This is a genomic window from Collinsella tanakaei (assembly GCF_021531055.1).
GTDB lineage: Bacteria > Actinomycetota > Coriobacteriia > Coriobacteriales > Coriobacteriaceae > Collinsella > Collinsella tanakaei_B.
This window is the reverse complement of sequence record NZ_JADYTL010000001.1, coordinates 178012-194795: the sequence shown is the minus strand read 5'-3', so window position 1 is coordinate 194795 and position 16784 is coordinate 178012. Positions and strand designations below refer to the sequence as shown.

Here is a 16784-nt window from a genome sequence, read left to right as displayed (position 1 = left end):
TCCTTAATCGTCCATTCCATAGAATTCTTCGGTCGGGAATCGCTCGATGAGCTCGTTGAACACGGTCTCCTTGGAGACGCCGCGCCACAGGACGGCCTCGAGCGCGAAGGTGATCGGCGCATCCACGCCGAGTCGACGTGCGAGCTCCGCGACGCTCTTCGCGGCAGCCGCGCCTTCGACGACCATGCGCGTGCGCTGCTGGTATTCCTCGAGCGTGCCGCCGTGGGCGAGCGACTCGCCGAACGTGCGGTTGCGCGAGTGCCGCGACGTGCACGTCACGACGAGGTCGCCCATGCCGGCGAGACCCATGCATGTGATGGCGGAGCCGCCGCGAGCGTGGACGAGACGGCTGATCTCCGCGAGACCGCGCGTCATGACGAGCGCGAGCGTGTTGTCGCCGTAGCCCATACCCGCCAGATATCCGCATACGATCGCGATGATGTTCTTGACGGCGCTGCACATCTCGACGCCGATCAGATCGGAGCCGATGTAGATCCTGAAGTGATCGGACAACAGCAGGGATTTGAAGAACTCGGCGACATCCGTCGTTTCACATGCGATGACCGCCGCCGAAAGACCTCCACGGCAGACTTCCTCGGCATGGTTGGGGCCGGCGAGCACCGCGATGCGGGACGGATTGCCGATGCAGTCGGCAACCAGATCGCTCATGAGGTAGCCGGTCCCCTCCTCGATGCCCTTCGTGAGGGTGAGGACAGGGGTGTCGGGATCGATATGGGGGGCCGCACCGGTGAGCACGGAGCGCAAGAACGGCGAGGGAACCGCGAGGATGATGCCGTCGGTATGATCCATGGCCTCTTCATACGAAGCGGTCGCGCGCACGTTGTCGGGCAGGATGTAGTCACCTAGATAGACGGGATTGCGATGGTCCTCGTTGATGCACGCGACGCACTCACCGCCAAAAGACCAGACGCAGACCTCGTCCGCATGGGCGGCCGCCTGGCCGGCGATCGCCGTACCCCACGAACCGGATCCGATCACCGTGATCTTCATGATGCATCACCCTCAGTATCGGCACGCTTGGAAAACGAAAGCTTGTTCTCGTTGCCGGCGGCAAGCTTTTTCATATTGCCGCGGTGCGCCCACACGACCGTCCATCCCAAAAGCGCCCAGATGGCAAGCGCGACAGGGCTCATCTGCGGAAACGCGATATACATCGTCAAGGGGACGACGGCGGCCGTGGCGATCGACCCGACCGAGACGTACTTGGTGATGGCGACGAGCACGATGAAGATGGCGAGATGGATCAACGCGAGCGGCCAAAAGTATCCGAAGAGGATGCCGACGCCGGTCGCGATGCCCTTGCCGCCGTGGAACTTGAGGTACGGCGAGAAGATGTGGCCGTACAGGCAGGCCAGGGCGACCAACGCGATAACCCAATCCTCGCCGGAGCCGGCCTCGAAGCCCCGGGGAGCGCCCCATCCGACGGCGGCGATGACGAAGCGGGAAATGTTGATGCAGATGACGCCTTTGAGAACGTCGAACAGCAGCGTGGCCGCCGCGACTTTGGGACCGGCGACGCGCAGGGCGTTCGTGGTGCCGATGTTGCCGGATCCGGATTTACGGATGTCGACATGTCCCATGATGCGGCCGAGGATCAACCCGAAGGGGATGCCGCAGATCAAATAGGAGCCGATGATACAGGCGACCAGAGCGACCGTGGCGGAAGTGGGAATGGAGACGACGACTGCGTCCATTACTTCTCCCCCTTCGTATCACGCGTATCCTTTTTACGGAAACGCAGCCTGATCGGCGTACCGGCGAATCCGAAGGCATCGCGCATCCGATTCTCGATATAGCGACGATACGAATCGCTCACCAGGTCGGTATGGTTGACGAAGAACGTGAAGGTCGGAGGCTCCGTACCGGTTTGGGTCGCATAGTGCATGCGCAGGCGGCGCTTGCCGTCGACGACCGTATGGCCGAACTCGCGCATCTCGGTGAGGAGACGGTTGAGTGCCGAGGTGGAAACACGTGCCGACCGCGCCGCGGCGGCGGCATCCGCCAAGGCCCAGATCTTCTCGACGGAACGGCCGGTGAGCGCCGAGATGCGAAGGACGCTCGCCCAAGGGGCGAGCGTCAGGCGACGGTCGACCGACTCCATGACATGCTGTCGCGCGTTGTCATCGGTGAGCAGATCCCACTTGTTAAGCAGGATGACCAGCGCGCAACCGCGCTCGATGGCGATGTTGGCGACCTTTTGGTCCTGCTCGGTCATGCCCGTCGAGGAATCGATGACGAGTAGGGCGACGTCGGCGCGGTCGATGGCGCGCAGGCCGCGGACCATGGAGTAGTACTCGATGTTCTCGTACACCGTGCTCTTCTTGCGGATACCCGCCGTGTCGACCATGCGGTACAGACGCCCGTTACGCTCGACGACGGTGTCGATGGCGTCGCGCGTCGTTCCGGCGACGTCGGACACGATGGAGCGCTGGGAGCCGATCATCTTGTTGAACAGCGAGGACTTGCCGGCGTTCGGGCGTCCGATGATGGCGACGGAGAGCATTCCGTCGTCGATATCGAGATCGGGCAGCTCGTACTCGTCGGGGAAGAGTGCGACGATCTCGTCGAGCAGGTCGCCCGTCCCATGGCCATGCAGCGCGGAGATGGGAAGCGGATCTCCGACGCCGAGCGAATAGAACTCCCAGAGATTGTCGTTTTCGCGAGCCGGATTGTCGAGCTTGTTGACAAGTAGGAAGACGGGCTTCTTGATGCGCTTGAGCATGCGCGCGACGGACTCGTCCTCCTCCGTGATCCCGGTCGTGCCATCGACGACGAACAGGATCGCGCACGCCTCCTCGGCTGCCGCGAGCGCCTGGTCGCGAATGGGTGCGGAGAAGACGTCCTCGCTCTTGAGCGGTTCGATACCGCCGGTATCGACAAGGGTGAACTCACGCCCGTTCCATTCGGCGTCGTAGTAGGAGCGGTCGCGGGTCACGCCGCGGCTTTCATGCACGATCGCTTCGGAGGTCTGGGCAATTCTGTTCACGAGCGTCGATTTTCCGACATTCGGGCGACCGACGACGGCGACGATGGGCTTCATACGCACGACTCCTTGAGTTTCGGCTCGTACCTTACGGTTCGAGCGCATCTTCGAGGGCGTCGATGAACTCGAACGGCATCGTGGAGGCGATGATGACCTTCGCTCCGCGGCGCTCGAACTCATCTTGCAGGTTTTTACCATGATACCCGTCAAGGGTCACGCCGTCTGTGTTGAACATGACGCTTGGCAGAATCAGTACAACGTCGGTGAGGTCTCGATCGATCTGGTCGAGCAAATCGCAGCCGCATAGAAGTCCGGTCACATCGACGTTACCGCCGAAATAGCGGTTCTCGATAGGTATGACGCGCCCGCCGAGCGCCTCATGCTCGATGAAGCCGCGAACCGTGTCCGCGGCCGAGGTTCCCGATACGACGCGGAGCGTACGTCCGGTTTCGGCCAAGCGCCCTGCGATACGGGCGAGCGCGTCCGCACGGGTGCGGACGGCGTTGCGAGTATCGTCCAGATAGCTGCGGATCATCCCGATTCCGTCATAGTACTGGGGGTACCCGTCGTACCACGACGCGCCGGGCACCTCCATATGCGCGTCCAGATAGAACTCGTCGGACATCTGGAACGTATGGCGGCCGAAGCGGGCGAATGCACGCTCCTGGTACGGCAGGACATGCTCGATGACGGCACGTGCGGCTTCAGGATCGTCCGAATAGGATGTACTGAATCGATTCTGGTGCTTGGTGAATCCGAGCGGGACGATGCCGAGGCTCGTGATCTGCTCATGCTCCTCGCAGTACGCGAGTGTTCGATCGAGCTCCTCGCCGTCGTTGATACCGGGGCATAGGACGATCTGCGCGTGGATCTCGATACCCGCGTGCATGAGCCGCTCGAGCACCTCGATACCACGTGCGGCGTTTTTACCCATGATGCGTCGGCGTGCATCGGGCGTGATGGCATGCAGCGAGACGTTCATGGGGGAAAGCCCGCATGCGATGACGCGTTCGACATCCTCATCGGTCATGTTGGTGAGCGTGACGAAGTTTCCCTGTAAAAACGAGAGTCGATAGTCATCGTCCCGGATCGAAAGCGAATCGCGGCTTCCCTTGGGCAGCATGGTCATAAAGCAGAACACGCAGGCGTTCACGCACGTACGCATGCCGTCGAAAATCGCGCCGTCGAACTCGATGCCCCAGCTCTCCCCTTCCAGCCGCTCAAGGGTGCACGGACTGACCGTCTCATCGCGAGGATCGTACACCTCGAGATCGACCATGTCGTCATCGGTTTCCCACAACCAGGTGATCATGTCGTCGAGGGGTTTCCCGTTCACGCTGACGACGCGCATGCCCACCTCGATTCCGACATCGTAGGCGGGGGAATCGGGCTGGACGGCGGTGACGAGCGCCCCGGTCGCATCAGGATGCGAAAGCGGGGCGTAGTCGGCATTCGCCTTGGCATACGGCGTCACGGTCGGTGTCCGTTCTCCGGTCATGCACAGGCTCCCGTCAGCGAGTCGATCGCGAGGACAGCGCGCTGGATATGGCTTGCCGGTGTGGACGCGCCAGCGGTGACACCGATGTGCATCGCGCCGGAGAACATCGTCGGCGAGAGCTCCGCCGCATCTTCGATGTGATACGTACGATCGCAGCGCTCACGGCAGATCTCGACGAGACGGCGCGTGTTGCCTGAATTCTTGCCGCCGATCACGACCATGACATCGACGCGCGCCGCAAGGTCGCTCGCCGCTTCCTGGCGTTCCTGCGTCGCGCTGCAGATGGTGTTGATGACGCGCACCTCATCGGAGCGAATGAGCAACTCATCGACGATATCGGTGAGGGTCGCCACCGTCTGCGTGGTCTGCACGACGACGCCCACGCGACGCTGCAGCTCGACGGAAGCAAGGTCGTCGACGCATGAGACCGTGACGGCGGTATCGTCGGCATGCCCCATGATGCCCTCAACCTCAGGATGACCGGATTCGCCGACCACGATGAGTTGATAGCCTTCCCGTACCAGCTTTTCGGCGGCCCTATGGACGCGCTTGACATACGGGCACGTGGCATCGATCACGTGCAGCCCCCGTCGCTTCGCATCGTCGATGACGGAGGGCACGACACCGTGGGCGCGTATGATGACCGAACCCGAGGTTGCGCCATCGAGTTCATCGACCGGAGCGATCCCGCCTTCCGCGAGCTCGTCGACGACGATCGGATTATGGATGAGCGGACCGAGCGTGCGCACGGGCTTCGGAGCTGACTGTGCGGCACCGTAGGCGAGGTCGAGCGCTCGTTCCACGCCGTAGCACACGCCGGCGTGTGCCGCCACTTCGATAGAGGGTCGGGCCATATCAGCGCCTCCCCGGATGCTCTTCGCGCATCTCATCTCGAATCCCGTACATCTGACGCAACGCCTCGTCCTCGAGCCACTTGGTGCGCTCGCGCCGCTTGAGTTCCGACGGGGCGTCGTCGAGCGAGAGCTCGTTCCCAAGACGCATCCAGCACTTCACGGGACGCATCAGATGATGGCCGAGCGGCGTGATGTCCCGGAACCCGCAGACGGCCATGGGAACGACGGGAACCTTGGCCATCTGCGCTATGATGGCGAAACCGCCGTGGACCTCGACGGGCTGGTCGTCGGTGCGGATTCGGGTGCCCTCGGGAAACACGAGGATATCCTCGCCGCGCGCGAGCGCATGACTGGCACGGCGGAGCGACTTCATATCGGCGGTACCACGGTCGACGGGGATGCCGCCGACGCGCGCGAAAAACCAGCGGACGATGCCGGAATCGTTGAACTCCGACTTGAAAATCGGTCGGACGAGACGTCCACGACGCCACAGCGCCGTGACGATGGCGACGACCTCGGCCATGGAGGTGTGGTTCGAGATGATGATCACGCCGGTCGAGCCGTCACGATCCACGATGCGTTCGATATGCTCCATGCTGCAACGCCACATGATCTTACAGAACGCGTACAGGATACCGAGCACAATGGCGTATCCGATGCGAACGGCGGTCGGATAGGAGCGCATCCCGTTATCGTAATAGTCGTCTGCGGTCGAGGTGAAGAACTTCATGGCTATCTCCTGACGTGGGCAAGCTTGGAGATGCGATCGACGATATCGTCGATCGTCGATGCGGTCGAATCGATATGGACGGCATCCTGTGCCGGTTTGAGCGGAGCAGCCTGGCGACTTGCGTCGAGTGCATCGCGTCGTTCGAGGTCGACGAGCGTCTGCTCGACTTCCTGCGCGATCTTGGGATCGCGCTCGTCGGCATCGGGGTGGCGCTGCAACACGCGACGGCGGGCCCGCTCACGGGGATCGGCGGTGAGGAACACCTTGACGTCGGCATGCGGGAAGACGACGGTGCCGATATCGCGGCCCTCGGCGACGATGTCGCGGCTGTCGGCAAAATCCCGCTGACAGGAAAGGAGCGCCTGGCGAACACCCGGGTAAGCAGATACCTTGGATACGATACGGTCGGTTTCCGGCGTGCGGATCTCGACCGTCACGTCCCGCCCGTCGGCAAAGACACGGGCGGGTTCGGTCGACGTGTCGAACGTGATCGACAGCCTGTTGGCGACGCCGATGACGGCATCGGCGTCATCGAGATCGACACCTTCATCGGCGCAGACGAAGGCGACGGTGCGGTACATCGCCCCGGTGTCCAGCTTGATGAAGCCGAAGCGCTTCGCCAGAACGTCTGCGATGGTCGACTTGCCCGACCCAGCGGGCCCATCGATTGCTATGATCATGCGCGATCCTTTCCGTGATGTCGCGATGGTTCCGAGGTCTTACCCTCGGATCGGTCGATTGTGCGTCTCAGTTCCGCAATTTCCGCGGGCGTCAGTGCACGCCAGCTGCCCGGCTCGATTCCGTCAAGATGCAGCGGACCGAAGCTCGTGCGGTGGAGTCGTAGCACCGGATGATGGATGGAGCCGAGCATGCGCTTCACCTGATGTTTGCGCCCCTCGCTGATCTTGATCTCGACAAGCGAGGTGCCCCGCTCCCCTCTCGGGAATCCATAGGGAAGATCCGGCGTATCGTCATCGAGCACGCGTGCCTGCGCGGGCTTGCAAGGCCCGTCGTCCAAGACGATGCCATGGCGAAGCGGCTCGAGCTCATGGTCGTGCATCCGGCCATCTACGGCCGCGATATAGGTTTTGACGACGTGACGCGAGGGGTGCAGGAGCTTTTGTCCCAGATCGCCGTCGGTCGTGAAGAGCAAGAGCCCCGTGGTGTCCTTGTCGAGACGTCCAACCGGGAACAGACCGGGATAGCGCGTCGTGGGCACGAGCTCGGATACGCATCGACGTCCTTGGGGATCTTTCATCGTCGTCAAGTAGCCCTCGGGTTTATACAGCATCAGATAGGCCGGCTGCTGGCTACGGGATATCAAACGCCCGTCAACACGGACCTCGTCACGGGCGGGGTCGACCTTGCTTCCCAGCTCCGTGACCACGATGCCGTTCACGCTGACGCGCCCCGCAGTCATCAGGTCTTCCGAGCCACGGCGGCTGGCGACGCCGGCACGGGCGAGAAAGCGCTGCAGGCGCATCGGCACGATAAGCTCCCCGGTCGCCGGATCTTGTGGCGGCATGCCGTTTCTATCGCTCATCGAAGTCATCATCCGTCACATTGCCGATAAGGACGAGGTCGTCATCGTCGGTATCGTCGATCAGCTCACGCTCCTCCTCGAGCTCGGCATCGGTCTCCTCGAGGGTGGATTGGATCGAGCGACCGGAAAGGCGCTCCCGGATATAGGAACGCGTCTGCTCGTCAGGCGCGAACTGCTCGAGATCAGGCAGGTCGCGAACGCTGCGCAGGCCGAACTTCTCAAGGAAGGCATTGGTCGTGCCGTAGAGGATGGCTTGGCCGCGATTGGGGTCGCGGCCGACCTCGCGGACGAGGCCCTTGTCGACAAGCGACGAGATGACGCCGTCGGAGTTGACGCCGCGCACGCCTTTGACGGTATCGCGGGTAACGGGCTGATGATAGGCGATAACCGCGAGGGTCTCGAGCGAAGCCTGCGAAAGTCGCTGCGTATCCCACGAAAGGACGAACGCCTCGACCTGGTCGTGGTACGCGGGATGGGTGAACAGGCGCCAACCACCGGCGACCTCGCGCAGCTGGAACCCGCGGTTTGCCTCTTCGTATTCCACCTTGAGCTCAGCCAAAAGCGAGGCGGCCTCACCGGGAGCGATATCGAGCGCGCCGGCCAGGGCGGATGCGCTCACCGGATCGCTTGAAACGAGCAGCAGCGCTTCCAGCGCGCCTTTGATCGACGATTGATCGAGCGTCTCGAGGTCGTTCATGATCAGGCCTCCTCAATGGCGAGGGCGTCGCCGGGACGATACGCGGGCGCTCCCTCGATGCGGTCGATGGTGATGGTTCCGAAGTTCTCCTCCTGCGAAACGGACACGGTTCCGCGCTTGGCGAGTTCGAGCACAGCGAGAAACGTCGCGACGATCTGCTCGGTCGTGGCGTCGCCATCCAGCAGGTCCTTGAAGGTGACATGGGGACGGTTCATGGTGAGCCGATCGACCGAGGCGACGGTGAGCTCCAACGGTACGCGATGCGGCGCCACGTGCTCCGCCTCGAGCAGGAACGTCTCTCTTCGCCCGGCCAGATCGGCACAGATGACAGCAAGCCCGCGCAGGGTGATGCCGGCGAGGTAATCGGGCATGAGGTTCAAAAACTCCGGGTCCGGTCCCGCGACGCGCGGATGCATGCGCGACTCGGACTCCATGCGCGCGGCGAGCGCCGCTGCGGCGCTCTTGAACTGCTTGTAGGCGATGAGCCGCGCGATCAGCACCTCACGCAGGGCGTCACCGTCAAGCTCGGCATATTCCTCAAGCCCATCATCCTCGTCGGAAGCAGGGCGCTCATCGGGAACGAGCGATGATGCTTTGATGTCGAGTAGCGTGGCGGCAACAAGCAGGAAATCGCTCGCGACATCCAGATCGAGCGCCTCGAGGCGGTCGACTTCGGCAAGATATTGATCGGCGACCTCGCTGATCGAGATGGATCCGATGTCGACCTTGTTTCGAGACACGAGCTGCAGCAACAGGTCGAAAGGACCTGAGTAGGCCTGCGTCGAGACACGATACGACACCTTATCCCTCCCTCGATTCCATACGTTGATATCGATTCAAGATTCTAGCGCACTACCAGCCGAGCGAAAACGCGAGGAGCGCATTCAGGAGCGGGTAGAGCGTGAAGTTGAAATAGATGCCGACAAGGTCGATGTGGAGTACCGACGGAAGCAGATATAAGACGATGATGAGGATCGGCATCGCATAGCGCTGAATCCGGTAGTACGTGCGCAACGCCTGTCCGCGCAGGAACGGAATGAGGATGGAGGAGCCGTCGAGCGGCGGAAGCGGGATAAGGTTGAAAAACGCAAGCGACAAGTTGATGGACATGAACGACATGAGAAAGACGCCGATCTGCCCGACCGCAGCCGCACCGATCGAATCGGCCAACGGCGCAGCGTTTTGAGCAGCCACGCGAAGCAGCACAGCTCCAACGCACGCAAGGACGAGGTTTGAGATCGGTCCGGCGAGGGCGACAAGCAACTCATCTCGTTTCGGGTGCTTCAGATTATTCAGGTAGACGGGAACCGGCTTGGCAAAAGCGAACACCGGGCCGCCGGCGGCGATCATGAGCAACGGCAGAAGAACCGTCCCGAACGGGTCGATATGACGGATCGGATTGAGGGACACCCGTCCCCGCGACCGAGCGGTGCGATCACCGAGCACGTACGCCACGAGCGCGTGAGCACACTCGTGAATGACGATACCGATGATCAAGGCGACGACGGTGACGAGCAGAGAGGCGATGTAGCTCCAGTTCATGACATTCCTATCGGATGGCACGGCTTACGCGGATCAGGACGTAATCTGCGATGAGCAAAACGACCATGACGAGGGCGAAATCGAATCTGAACACCCCGCCGAACGGCGAGGTTATGAGACCGTAGCCGGAGATCACATCGGGAAGCGCCTGCGTGATGTCGATGACCAAGCCGGTCAGGTTGAGCCGACCGCCGATGCCGGGAAAACACAGGATGACCGTGAGGAATCCCAGAGCGATCGCCAAAGCCCTCAAGATATAGGCGAGAATCGAGCAGGAGATCGCCGCCGCCCTATGCAAGTCCACGTGCCGTTTCCTCCTCGATGGTCGTCGAAAGCTCGAGCCATTCATCTTCGAGAGCGGGAATCTCCCGCTTCAGCGTATTGTATTCCGCAAGGGCCTCGTTGAATTTCGCCTGATCGGCATAGAGCTCCTCGGAGGCCATCAATTCCATAAGGGCATCATAGCGTGCGCGTTTTTTCTCAAGCTCGGCATCGACCTTGGCGAGGCGCGCCTTCGTCGACTTGAGCCGCTTGTTCAGCGTGGCACGCGCTTCGGCCTCGGCGCGTTTCTGCTCCTTGGTCTTCTTGCCGCCCTCGGTGGACACGGTATGTGTGCGACGCGGAACGCGCTCGCCGGCTGTCTTATCTCCCCGCTTGGTTGCAGAGGCGGATGCGGCAGCCTGTTCCTCCTGTGCGGCGCGCTGAGCCAGATCTTCCCGTTTGTATAGATAGTAGTCGTAATCGCCGTCGTAGACGGTCATCTTGCCATCACGGATGTCCACCACACGGTTCGCCACGGCGCGAACGAGATGCTCATCGTGGCTGATGAGCACGATGGTCCCCGGAAAATGCGTGAGTGCGTTCTCGAGCATATCGACGGAATCGATATCGAGGTGGTTTGTGGGCTCGTCGAGGCACAGAAGGGCCTCAGGGGCGACGAGCATCTTAGCGAGCGCCAGTCGCGCGCGCTCGCCACCGGAAAGCACGCCCACGCGCTTATCGACATCCTCGCCGGAGAACAAAAACGCTCCCAACAGGCTGCGCTGCTGAGGCGTCGTCCATGTCGGCGCGACCGAATCGATCTCCTGAAGCACCGTGTTGGATTCCTTCAGGCCTTCGAGCTGATGCTGCGCATAATATGCGACGCCGACATGCGTGCCGAGTTCTCGCGAACCCGATGTGGGCGGCTCGATACCTGCGAGCATTTTGAGCAACGTCGATTTACCGGCACCGTTGGGGCCGACAAGCGCGACATGATCGCCGCGGTACAGCTTGAGGTCGATGCCTTCGTAAATCCGCTTCGCTCCATAGCTTTTGGAGACGTTCTCGAGCGCGATGACCATATCGCCCGAACGAGGCGGATCGGGAAACTTGAAGTCGACGTGCTTGTGACCCTCGGGGAGGATGACGAGCTCGCTTTTGATCTGCTCGATCTTGCGCAGGCGCTCCTGTGCCTGCGCCGCCTTAGTGGGCTTGTAGCGGAACTTGTCGACGAAGACCTGCATATGGGCGATCTCGCGCTCCTGGGCGGCGCGCTTTGCGCGCATCTGCTCGAGATTATCCTCGCGTTGCTTGAGGTAGGAGCTGTAGTTGCCGGTATAGGTCGTCACGCGACGGTTCTCGAGCGCCGCGACGTGGTCCACGCAAGCATCCATGAACGCACGATCGTGGCTGACGATGAGGACCGCACCTTCATAGGATGCGATAAAACCGCGCAACCACTGGACGCTCTCCAGATCGAGATGGTTCGTGGGCTCGTCGAGGAGCAGCAGGTCGGGCCGACGTAGGAAGAGCTTGGCGAGTGCGATGCGCATCTGCCAGCCACCGGAGAACTCGGAGCAGGGACGCTGGAAATCGCGAGGTGCGAAACCGAGTCCTGAAAGGATCTGCCGGGTGTTGCTTTCGAGTTCGTATCCGCCCAGACGCTCGAAGCGGTCCTGCACATGGCCGTACTCGGCAAGCATCGCCTCGAAATCCGGTTCGTCGCCCGTCGCTTGGGCGATGGCAGCCTGAAGCTCCTCGGCACGCGCGCCGAATCGCTTGATCTCCACGGCTGCATCCATGACCTCATCGATGATCGCTTTGTCGGAGGCGAGTTTGGTTTCCTGCTCGAGATACCCGACGTTGACGTCTTTTGCATAGGTCACCGTGCCCGCATCGGCGGAATCGATCCCCATGATGATCTTGAGCATCGTGGTTTTACCCGCACCGTTCGGACCGACAAGCGCATAGCGCTCCCCCGCGTTGATCTGAAACGACGCGCCGCTGAAAAGCGTGCGGGCGCCGAAGCTCTTCTCGATCTTATCGACAAGCAGAATCATGGTTCATCCCACCCGAAGCGTGCCGGCGTGCACATGAGATGTGAGCGGGCACACAAGGCCTATACAGCAAAAGGGCTGCAGTTGCCTGCAGCCCTTGAAGTTCGATGGTGGGCGTTACAAGATTTGAACTTGTGACCCCATCCGTGTGAAGGATGTGCTCTACCCCTGAGCCAAACGCCCATCTGCCTTTCGGCGAAAAAGATACTAACACAGATATCGACAATCGCCAACTACGAATTTCCGGGAATCCTCGGCACTCCACAGTTTGAAGGTGACCGTAAAAAAGTTGCAAAGAATTCCTTGCAATCGTCGAGCCGTTCCCCTATAGTAATTCGCGCACCGCTTGGGGGCGTAGCTCAGCTGGGAGAGCGCTTGACTGGCAGTCAAGAGGTCAGGGGTTCGATCCCCCTCGTCTCCACCATAGGCAATACAGAGGCTTCTGCAATGCAGGAGCCTCTTTTTTGTAACCATAGCCCGGTGATCGCCCATGTAAAATAACCCCTGGGGTTATTTTACATGGGCGATCACCGGGTGGGAGTCGCAATCCAAGATAGCGGAGAGACACGATTTTAATGGTGTGTTTCTTGCAGTTTGATGGCAGCGAACCGTGGCTTATACGTCTAATATTATGTCATCCATACATGATCCCGATAGAGTCAAGGCGGTGTTCCCATGACCCACGATGTAGTGCTTATTCCCGGAGACGGGATCGGCCCCGAGATCACGCGCGCGATGCAGCGCGTCGTTCAGGCGGCCGGTGTCGATATCACATGGCATGAATTCGAGGCAGGCGCAGGCGTGATCGACCAATACGGCACCCCCCTCCCCGCCCACGTCATCGATGCGATCCGCAGCGTCGGCGTCGCCATCAAGGGCCCGATCACGACGCCGGTGGGCACCGGCTTCCGCAGCGTGAACGTCGAACTGCGTCGTACCTTCGACCTCTACTCCTGCGTCCGCCCCTGCCTTTCCATGCCGGGCGACGGCTCGCGATATCAAGATGTGGACCTCGTCATCATCCGCGAGAATACCGAGGACCTGTATGCCGGCATCGAGTTTCCGGCAACCGATCCGGGCGCCTCGGAACTGCGCTGCCTGGTTCGCGAGCAAACCGGTGCCGTGATTCGCGAGGATGCCGCGATTTCAATCAAGCCCATTTCCGTATGGGGATCGGAGCGTATCCTTACCTACGCGTTCGAATACGCGCGTCGTCACAACCGTTCGAAAGTCACCGCCGTCCATAAGGCGAACATCATGAAGGCGACCGACGGTCTCTATCTCGATGTCGCACGCTTCGTCGCGAAGCGCTATCCCGATATCGAGTTCGACGATAAGATCGTCGACGCCGCATGCATGGGACTCGTCATGCATCCCGAGGATTTCGACGTGCTTGTACTCCCCAATCTCTACGGCGACATCGTGAGCGACCTTTCCGCGGGACTCGTGGGCGGCCTCGGCATGGCTCCCGGCGGGAACATCGGGGAAAACTGCGCCATCTTCGAGGCGACGCACGGTTCGGCGCCCGACATCGCCGGTCAGAACATCGCGAACCCGACCGCGGAGATCCTGTCCGCGTGCATGCTGCTCGATCATCTCGGTGAAGATGCCGCTGCCGATACGATCCGCCGCGCTATTCGCACGGCCTTGGATGCCGGCACGCACGTCACCGCCGACGTCAAGCGCGCACTGACGGGCTCTACCGAAGGTGCGGCCGGTACGGATGAGTTCACCGATGCCGTGATCGCTGCGCTCTAACCGACGTACGGGTTTATGACTCGAATCCACAAATTTGAAAATTGTCCTTGCAATCGTTTCGTAAGTCCCGTATAGTAATTCGCGCACCGCTTGGGGGCGTAGCTCAGCTGGGAGAGCGCTTGACTGGCAGTCAAGAGGTCAGGGGTTCGATCCCCCTCGTCTCCACCCAAGAGATATCGCAGCCTCCGGTTTCGGAGGCTGCTTTGTTTTATTTCGGGCTCATGGCGCAACGGTTAGCGCAGGGGACTCATAATCCCTGGGTTGCAGGTTCGAATCCTGCTGGGCCCACCAGAACTTGCACGCCGTCCACATGCTTGGACGGCGTTTTTCATGCGCCATCATCGATTTCGCCGGCAGACGGCGCACCGTATCAGGACATTCATGCTATGGAGACGCTACTTGCCCTCGTCGAACTTGTAGGGCACGACGGTGTTGCCCTTGATTAAAAAAGCGTGCTTCGCGTATCTCATCATCGGCAGATCGACGAGGTTGTCGGTGTAAAACTCATCGGGAACCACATCGTCCCCGTAGGCCTCCTTGAACGCCTTGACTTTGTTGTCACCGAAGTTCAGGTGTATCAGATCGAACGTCTCGTAGTCGATCGTCGAGTAGATGCAGTGCGTGATGCCGTATCGTTTGGCGAACTCGTCCATGGTGTAGTTGAACGACGCGGTGATGATGATGTCATCGGGTCGCGGCGAATACCATGATTTGATCTTATGCATATGGCTATCCCAAAATGCCCGAACCATGGCGGGGATGTCATCGAATGATGCGAGATAGCTATGGCTGTACCTGTTGATGGCACGCTCGAGATCATCGCGCGTGCTGCGCGAGAGCTGATAGCGTATAAGATGGTAGATGACCGGGATGATGAAACGGATCGTCCAGAAGTTGTATCGCAACGAGAACAGGTAGAAATCGAGGGTGCTCTCCCCGTCGTATATGGTGTTGTCGAAATCCAATACACGCATGGACGGAGTAGGCCTTTCTCCTATGGGACATCTTGTCATGATATGACAAAGGGAGGGCATCGACCATATCGATACCCTCCCTTAACGGGACCCTTACACGAGTCGTAAGCAGGCGGATCAGCGACGTTCGCGCTCGACGCGGGCGACGAGCTCCGCGACAGCTCCGTCGAGTACGAGGTCCTCGCGTGTGCCGTCGGCACGGACCTTGAGTTCGACCGTACCGTTTTGCAGGCCTCGCTTGCCGACGATGAGCTGATACGGGAAGCCCATGAGATCGTTGTCGGCGAACTTCACGCCCGGACGCTCCTTGCGATCATCGAACACGACGTCGATACCGGCGGCTGCCAGTTGGTCGGCAAGGTCCGCAGCAGCGTCGAAGGCCTCTCCCTTCTTGTCGAGCGCGATGACGGAGACCTCGTAGGGTGCGACCGAGACGGGCCACACGATGCCGCCGTCGTCATGATGCTGTTCCACGATCGCCGCGAGGGTACGGGAGATGCCGATGCCGTAGCAGCCCATATAGAACGGCTGCTCGCGACCGTTCTCATCGGCGAACGTCGCACCCATCTTGGCAGCGTATTTCTCGGTGCCGATCTGGAAAACCTGACCGCACTCGATGCCGCGACCGCCGTGGAGGATCTTGCCGCAATGAGGGCAGGGGTCACCCGGCTTGACCGTCACAAGATCGGCCCACATATCGACCGCGAAGTCGCGATCGGGGCAGGCGCCGGTGTAGTGGTAGTCGACCTCGTTGGCGCCGCACGCCCAGCGTGTGCTGGACTTCAGCGACTCGTCGCATACCAAGCGGATCCCCGCGGGCAGACCGACGGGCCCGATAAAGCCCTTATGCAGGCCAAACTGCTCGAGCTCCTCATCGCTCATGAGATGATAGTCGCCGAAGAGCTTGGACGTCTTGATATCGTTGAGCTCATGGTCGCCCGGAACGATGGCGACGACGGGCTCGCCGTCGCCATCGATAAGCGCAAGGGACTTGCGGGTGCCGTTCTCGGGGAATCCGAAGAACGCGGCAACCGCCTCGATCGTGCCCAAACCGGGGGTATGGACCTTCTCGAGCGTGCCGTCGCCCGGACCCTCGCTGACGACCACCGTCGTGGATGCAGCCTCATCGTCGGCGGCGAACCCGCAATCGCACCAGACGAGCGACGCCTCGCCGGCCTCGGCAAGCGCCATGTACTCGATCGAGGAATCTCCGCCGATCTCGCCGGAATCCGCGGCGACGGGAAGCGCCTTGAGGCCGCAGCGCTCGCAATAGCGCGCATAGGCGCCCTTCATGTCCTCATAGACCTCCTGCAGCGACTCCTGGGTCGCGGAGAAGGAGTAGGCATCCTTCATGATGAATTCGCGGCTGCGCATGAGGCCGAATCGGGGACGAAGCTCATCGCGGAACTTATCCTGGATATGGTAGAGCGTCAACGGAAGTTGCTTGTAGCTGCGAAGCTCGTTGCGGACAAGATCGGTGAACGTCTCCTCGTGCGTGGGCCCGAGGCAGAAGGTGCGGTCATGACGGTCCTCGAGTCGCATGAGCTCGGGGCCGTATGCACCGATACGTCCGGACTCCTCCCACAGCTCTGCGGGAGTCAGGATCGGCGCCATCATCTCCTGCGCACCGATCGCGTCCATCTCGTCGCGGCAGATCGCCTCGATCTTTCTGATCGAACGCCACGCCAGCGGCAGGTAGCTGTAAAGACCGGCCGCGACCTTGCGGATCATACCGGCTCGAAGCAGCAGACGATGGCTCGCGAGCTCGGCCTCGGCGGGATCCTCCTTCAAGGTGGGAGCGTAGAGGTTCGACATCTTCATAACACGTTTGGTGGTCGCCAAGGTGGTTTCTCCTCAGAACGTAAT

The 16784-nt window shown here is 61.1% G+C and carries 16 protein-coding genes and 4 tRNA genes; 4 read left to right on the top strand and 16 right to left on the bottom strand.

All coding sequences use genetic code 11. The features are described from left to right. Positions 1–3: 3 nt before the first annotated feature. The 14 genes from I6E04_RS00885 to I6E04_RS00820 all read right to left on the bottom strand — a co-directional run bounded on the left by I6E04_RS00885 (position 4) and on the right by I6E04_RS00820 (position 12369). Positions 4–1011: an NAD(P)H-dependent glycerol-3-phosphate dehydrogenase gene (locus tag I6E04_RS00885; RefSeq protein WP_235421226.1), complete on the bottom strand. Its 1008-nt coding sequence runs from the start codon at positions 1009–1011 to the stop codon at positions 4–6. Beyond that, on the bottom strand, positions 1008–1715 hold the full coding sequence (gene plsY, locus I6E04_RS00880; protein WP_235421225.1) for a glycerol-3-phosphate 1-O-acyltransferase PlsY: 708 nt from the start codon (positions 1713–1715) through the stop codon (positions 1008–1010). The genes I6E04_RS00885 and plsY overlap by 4 nt, the downstream gene beginning before the upstream one ends. Next, positions 1715–3061, bottom strand: coding sequence for a ribosome biogenesis GTPase Der (der, locus tag I6E04_RS00875; RefSeq protein ID WP_235421224.1), 1347 nt, complete (start codon positions 3059–3061; stop codon positions 1715–1717). The genes plsY and der overlap by 1 nt, the downstream gene beginning before the upstream one ends. A 31-nt stretch (positions 3062–3092) precedes the next feature. Continuing rightward, positions 3093–4502 carry a DUF512 domain-containing protein gene (locus I6E04_RS00870; protein ID WP_235421223.1) on the bottom strand — a complete coding sequence of 470 codons (1410 nt, stop codon included), beginning with the start codon at positions 4500–4502 and terminating at the stop codon, positions 3093–3095. Then, on the bottom strand, positions 4499–5356 hold the full coding sequence (gene ispH / locus I6E04_RS00865) for a 4-hydroxy-3-methylbut-2-enyl diphosphate reductase (protein WP_235421222.1): 858 nt from the start codon (positions 5354–5356) through the stop codon (positions 4499–4501). The genes I6E04_RS00870 and ispH overlap by 4 nt, the downstream gene beginning before the upstream one ends. 1 nt (position 5357) lies before the next feature. Further along, a complete protein-coding gene (locus I6E04_RS00860; RefSeq protein ID WP_235421221.1) occupies positions 5358–6086 on the bottom strand; it encodes a lysophospholipid acyltransferase family protein in 729 nt (242 codons plus the stop codon). 2 nt (positions 6087–6088) lie between these two features. After that, a complete protein-coding gene (gene cmk / locus I6E04_RS00855) occupies positions 6089–6766 on the bottom strand; it encodes a (d)CMP kinase (protein ID WP_235421220.1) in 678 nt (225 codons plus the stop codon). Next, entirely contained in the window at positions 6763–7629 is an 867-nt protein-coding gene (locus I6E04_RS00850; RefSeq protein ID WP_235421219.1) for a pseudouridine synthase, read from the bottom strand. The genes cmk and I6E04_RS00850 overlap by 4 nt, the downstream gene beginning before the upstream one ends. Beyond that, positions 7619–8326: an SMC-Scp complex subunit ScpB gene (gene scpB, locus I6E04_RS00845; RefSeq protein ID WP_235421217.1), complete on the bottom strand. Its 708-nt coding sequence runs from the start codon at positions 8324–8326 to the stop codon at positions 7619–7621. The genes I6E04_RS00850 and scpB overlap by 11 nt, the downstream gene beginning before the upstream one ends. 2 nt (positions 8327–8328) lie before the next feature. After that, positions 8329–9126 (bottom strand): segregation and condensation protein A, encoded by a 798-nt coding sequence (locus I6E04_RS00840; protein ID WP_235421215.1) that lies wholly within the window; start codon positions 9124–9126, stop codon positions 8329–8331. A 52-nt stretch (positions 9127–9178) separates the two neighbouring features. Continuing rightward, positions 9179–9868, bottom strand: a complete 690-nt coding sequence (locus I6E04_RS00835; protein ID WP_235421214.1) for a site-2 protease family protein — start codon at positions 9866–9868, stop codon at positions 9179–9181. A gap of 7 nt (positions 9869–9875) precedes the next feature. After that, positions 9876–10172, bottom strand: a complete 297-nt coding sequence (locus I6E04_RS00830) for a hypothetical protein (protein ID WP_235421213.1) — start codon at positions 10170–10172, stop codon at positions 9876–9878. Continuing rightward, positions 10159–12189, bottom strand: a complete 2031-nt coding sequence (locus tag I6E04_RS00825) for an ABC-F family ATP-binding cassette domain-containing protein (RefSeq protein ID WP_235421212.1) — start codon at positions 12187–12189, stop codon at positions 10159–10161. Before I6E04_RS00825 ends, I6E04_RS00830 begins: the two co-directional genes overlap by 14 nt. Positions 12190–12294: 105 nt before the next feature. Next, positions 12295–12369: transfer RNA gene (locus I6E04_RS00820), tRNA-Val, on the bottom strand. A 165-nt stretch (positions 12370–12534) separates the two neighbouring features. Between I6E04_RS00820 and I6E04_RS00815 the strand changes: the two genes are divergently transcribed. The 4 genes from I6E04_RS00815 (at position 12535) to I6E04_RS00800 (ending at position 14235) form a co-directional block, all read left to right on the top strand. Next, positions 12535–12610 (top strand) — tRNA-Ala (locus I6E04_RS00815). Positions 12611–12861: 251 nt separating this feature from the next. Beyond that, the gene (locus I6E04_RS00810) at positions 12862–13944 is read left to right on the top strand and encodes an isocitrate/isopropylmalate dehydrogenase family protein (protein ID WP_235421211.1); all 1083 of its coding nucleotides are present in this window, start codon (positions 12862–12864) and stop codon (positions 13942–13944) included. 92 nt (positions 13945–14036) lie between these two features. Beyond that, a tRNA-Ala gene (locus I6E04_RS00805) sits at positions 14037–14109 on the top strand. A gap of 50 nt (positions 14110–14159) precedes the next feature. Next, positions 14160–14235, top strand: a tRNA-Ile gene (locus I6E04_RS00800). A gap of 104 nt (positions 14236–14339) precedes the next feature. On the opposite strand, the gene I6E04_RS00795 is transcribed toward I6E04_RS00800, so the two are convergent. Then, entirely contained in the window at positions 14340–14918 is a 579-nt protein-coding gene (locus tag I6E04_RS00795) for a haloacid dehalogenase-like hydrolase (RefSeq protein ID WP_235421210.1), read from the bottom strand. Positions 14919–15035: 117 nt separating this feature from the next. Continuing rightward, positions 15036–16739 (bottom strand): proline--tRNA ligase, encoded by a 1704-nt coding sequence (locus tag I6E04_RS00790; RefSeq protein WP_235421507.1) that lies wholly within the window; start codon positions 16737–16739, stop codon positions 15036–15038. Between the last annotated feature and the right edge of the window lie 45 nt (positions 16740–16784).

Coding starts and splice junctions, on each gene's coding strand:
- I6E04_RS00885 (WP_235421226.1), bottom strand. CDS start 1,011: ATGAAGATCACGGTGATCGGATCCGGTTCGTGGGGTACGGCGATCGCC.
- plsY (WP_235421225.1), bottom strand. CDS start 1,715: ATGGACGCAGTCGTCGTCTCCATTCCCACTTCCGCCACGGTCGCTCTG.
- der (WP_235421224.1), bottom strand. CDS start 3,061: ATGAAGCCCATCGTCGCCGTCGTCGGTCGCCCGAATGTCGGAAAATCG.
- I6E04_RS00870 (WP_235421223.1), bottom strand. CDS start 4,502: ATGACCGGAGAACGGACACCGACCGTGACGCCGTATGCCAAGGCGAAT.
- ispH (WP_235421222.1), bottom strand. CDS start 5,356: ATGGCCCGACCCTCTATCGAAGTGGCGGCACACGCCGGCGTGTGCTAC.
- I6E04_RS00860 (WP_235421221.1), bottom strand. CDS start 6,086: ATGAAGTTCTTCACCTCGACCGCAGACGACTATTACGATAACGGGATG.
- cmk (WP_235421220.1), bottom strand. CDS start 6,766: ATGATCATAGCAATCGATGGGCCCGCTGGGTCGGGCAAGTCGACCATC.
- I6E04_RS00850 (WP_235421219.1), bottom strand. CDS start 7,629: ATGAGCGATAGAAACGGCATGCCGCCACAAGATCCGGCGACCGGGGAG.
- scpB (WP_235421217.1), bottom strand. CDS start 8,326: ATGAACGACCTCGAGACGCTCGATCAATCGTCGATCAAAGGCGCGCTG.
- I6E04_RS00835 (WP_235421214.1), bottom strand. CDS start 9,868: ATGAACTGGAGCTACATCGCCTCTCTGCTCGTCACCGTCGTCGCCTTG.
- I6E04_RS00825 (WP_235421212.1), bottom strand. CDS start 12,189: ATGATTCTGCTTGTCGATAAGATCGAGAAGAGCTTCGGCGCCCGCACG.
- I6E04_RS00810 (WP_235421211.1), top strand. CDS start 12,862: ATGACCCACGATGTAGTGCTTATTCCCGGAGACGGGATCGGCCCCGAG.
- I6E04_RS00795 (WP_235421210.1), bottom strand. CDS start 14,918: ATGCGTGTATTGGATTTCGACAACACCATATACGACGGGGAGAGCACC.
- I6E04_RS00790 (WP_235421507.1), bottom strand. CDS start 16,739: ATGAAGATGTCGAACCTCTACGCTCCCACCTTGAAGGAGGATCCCGCC.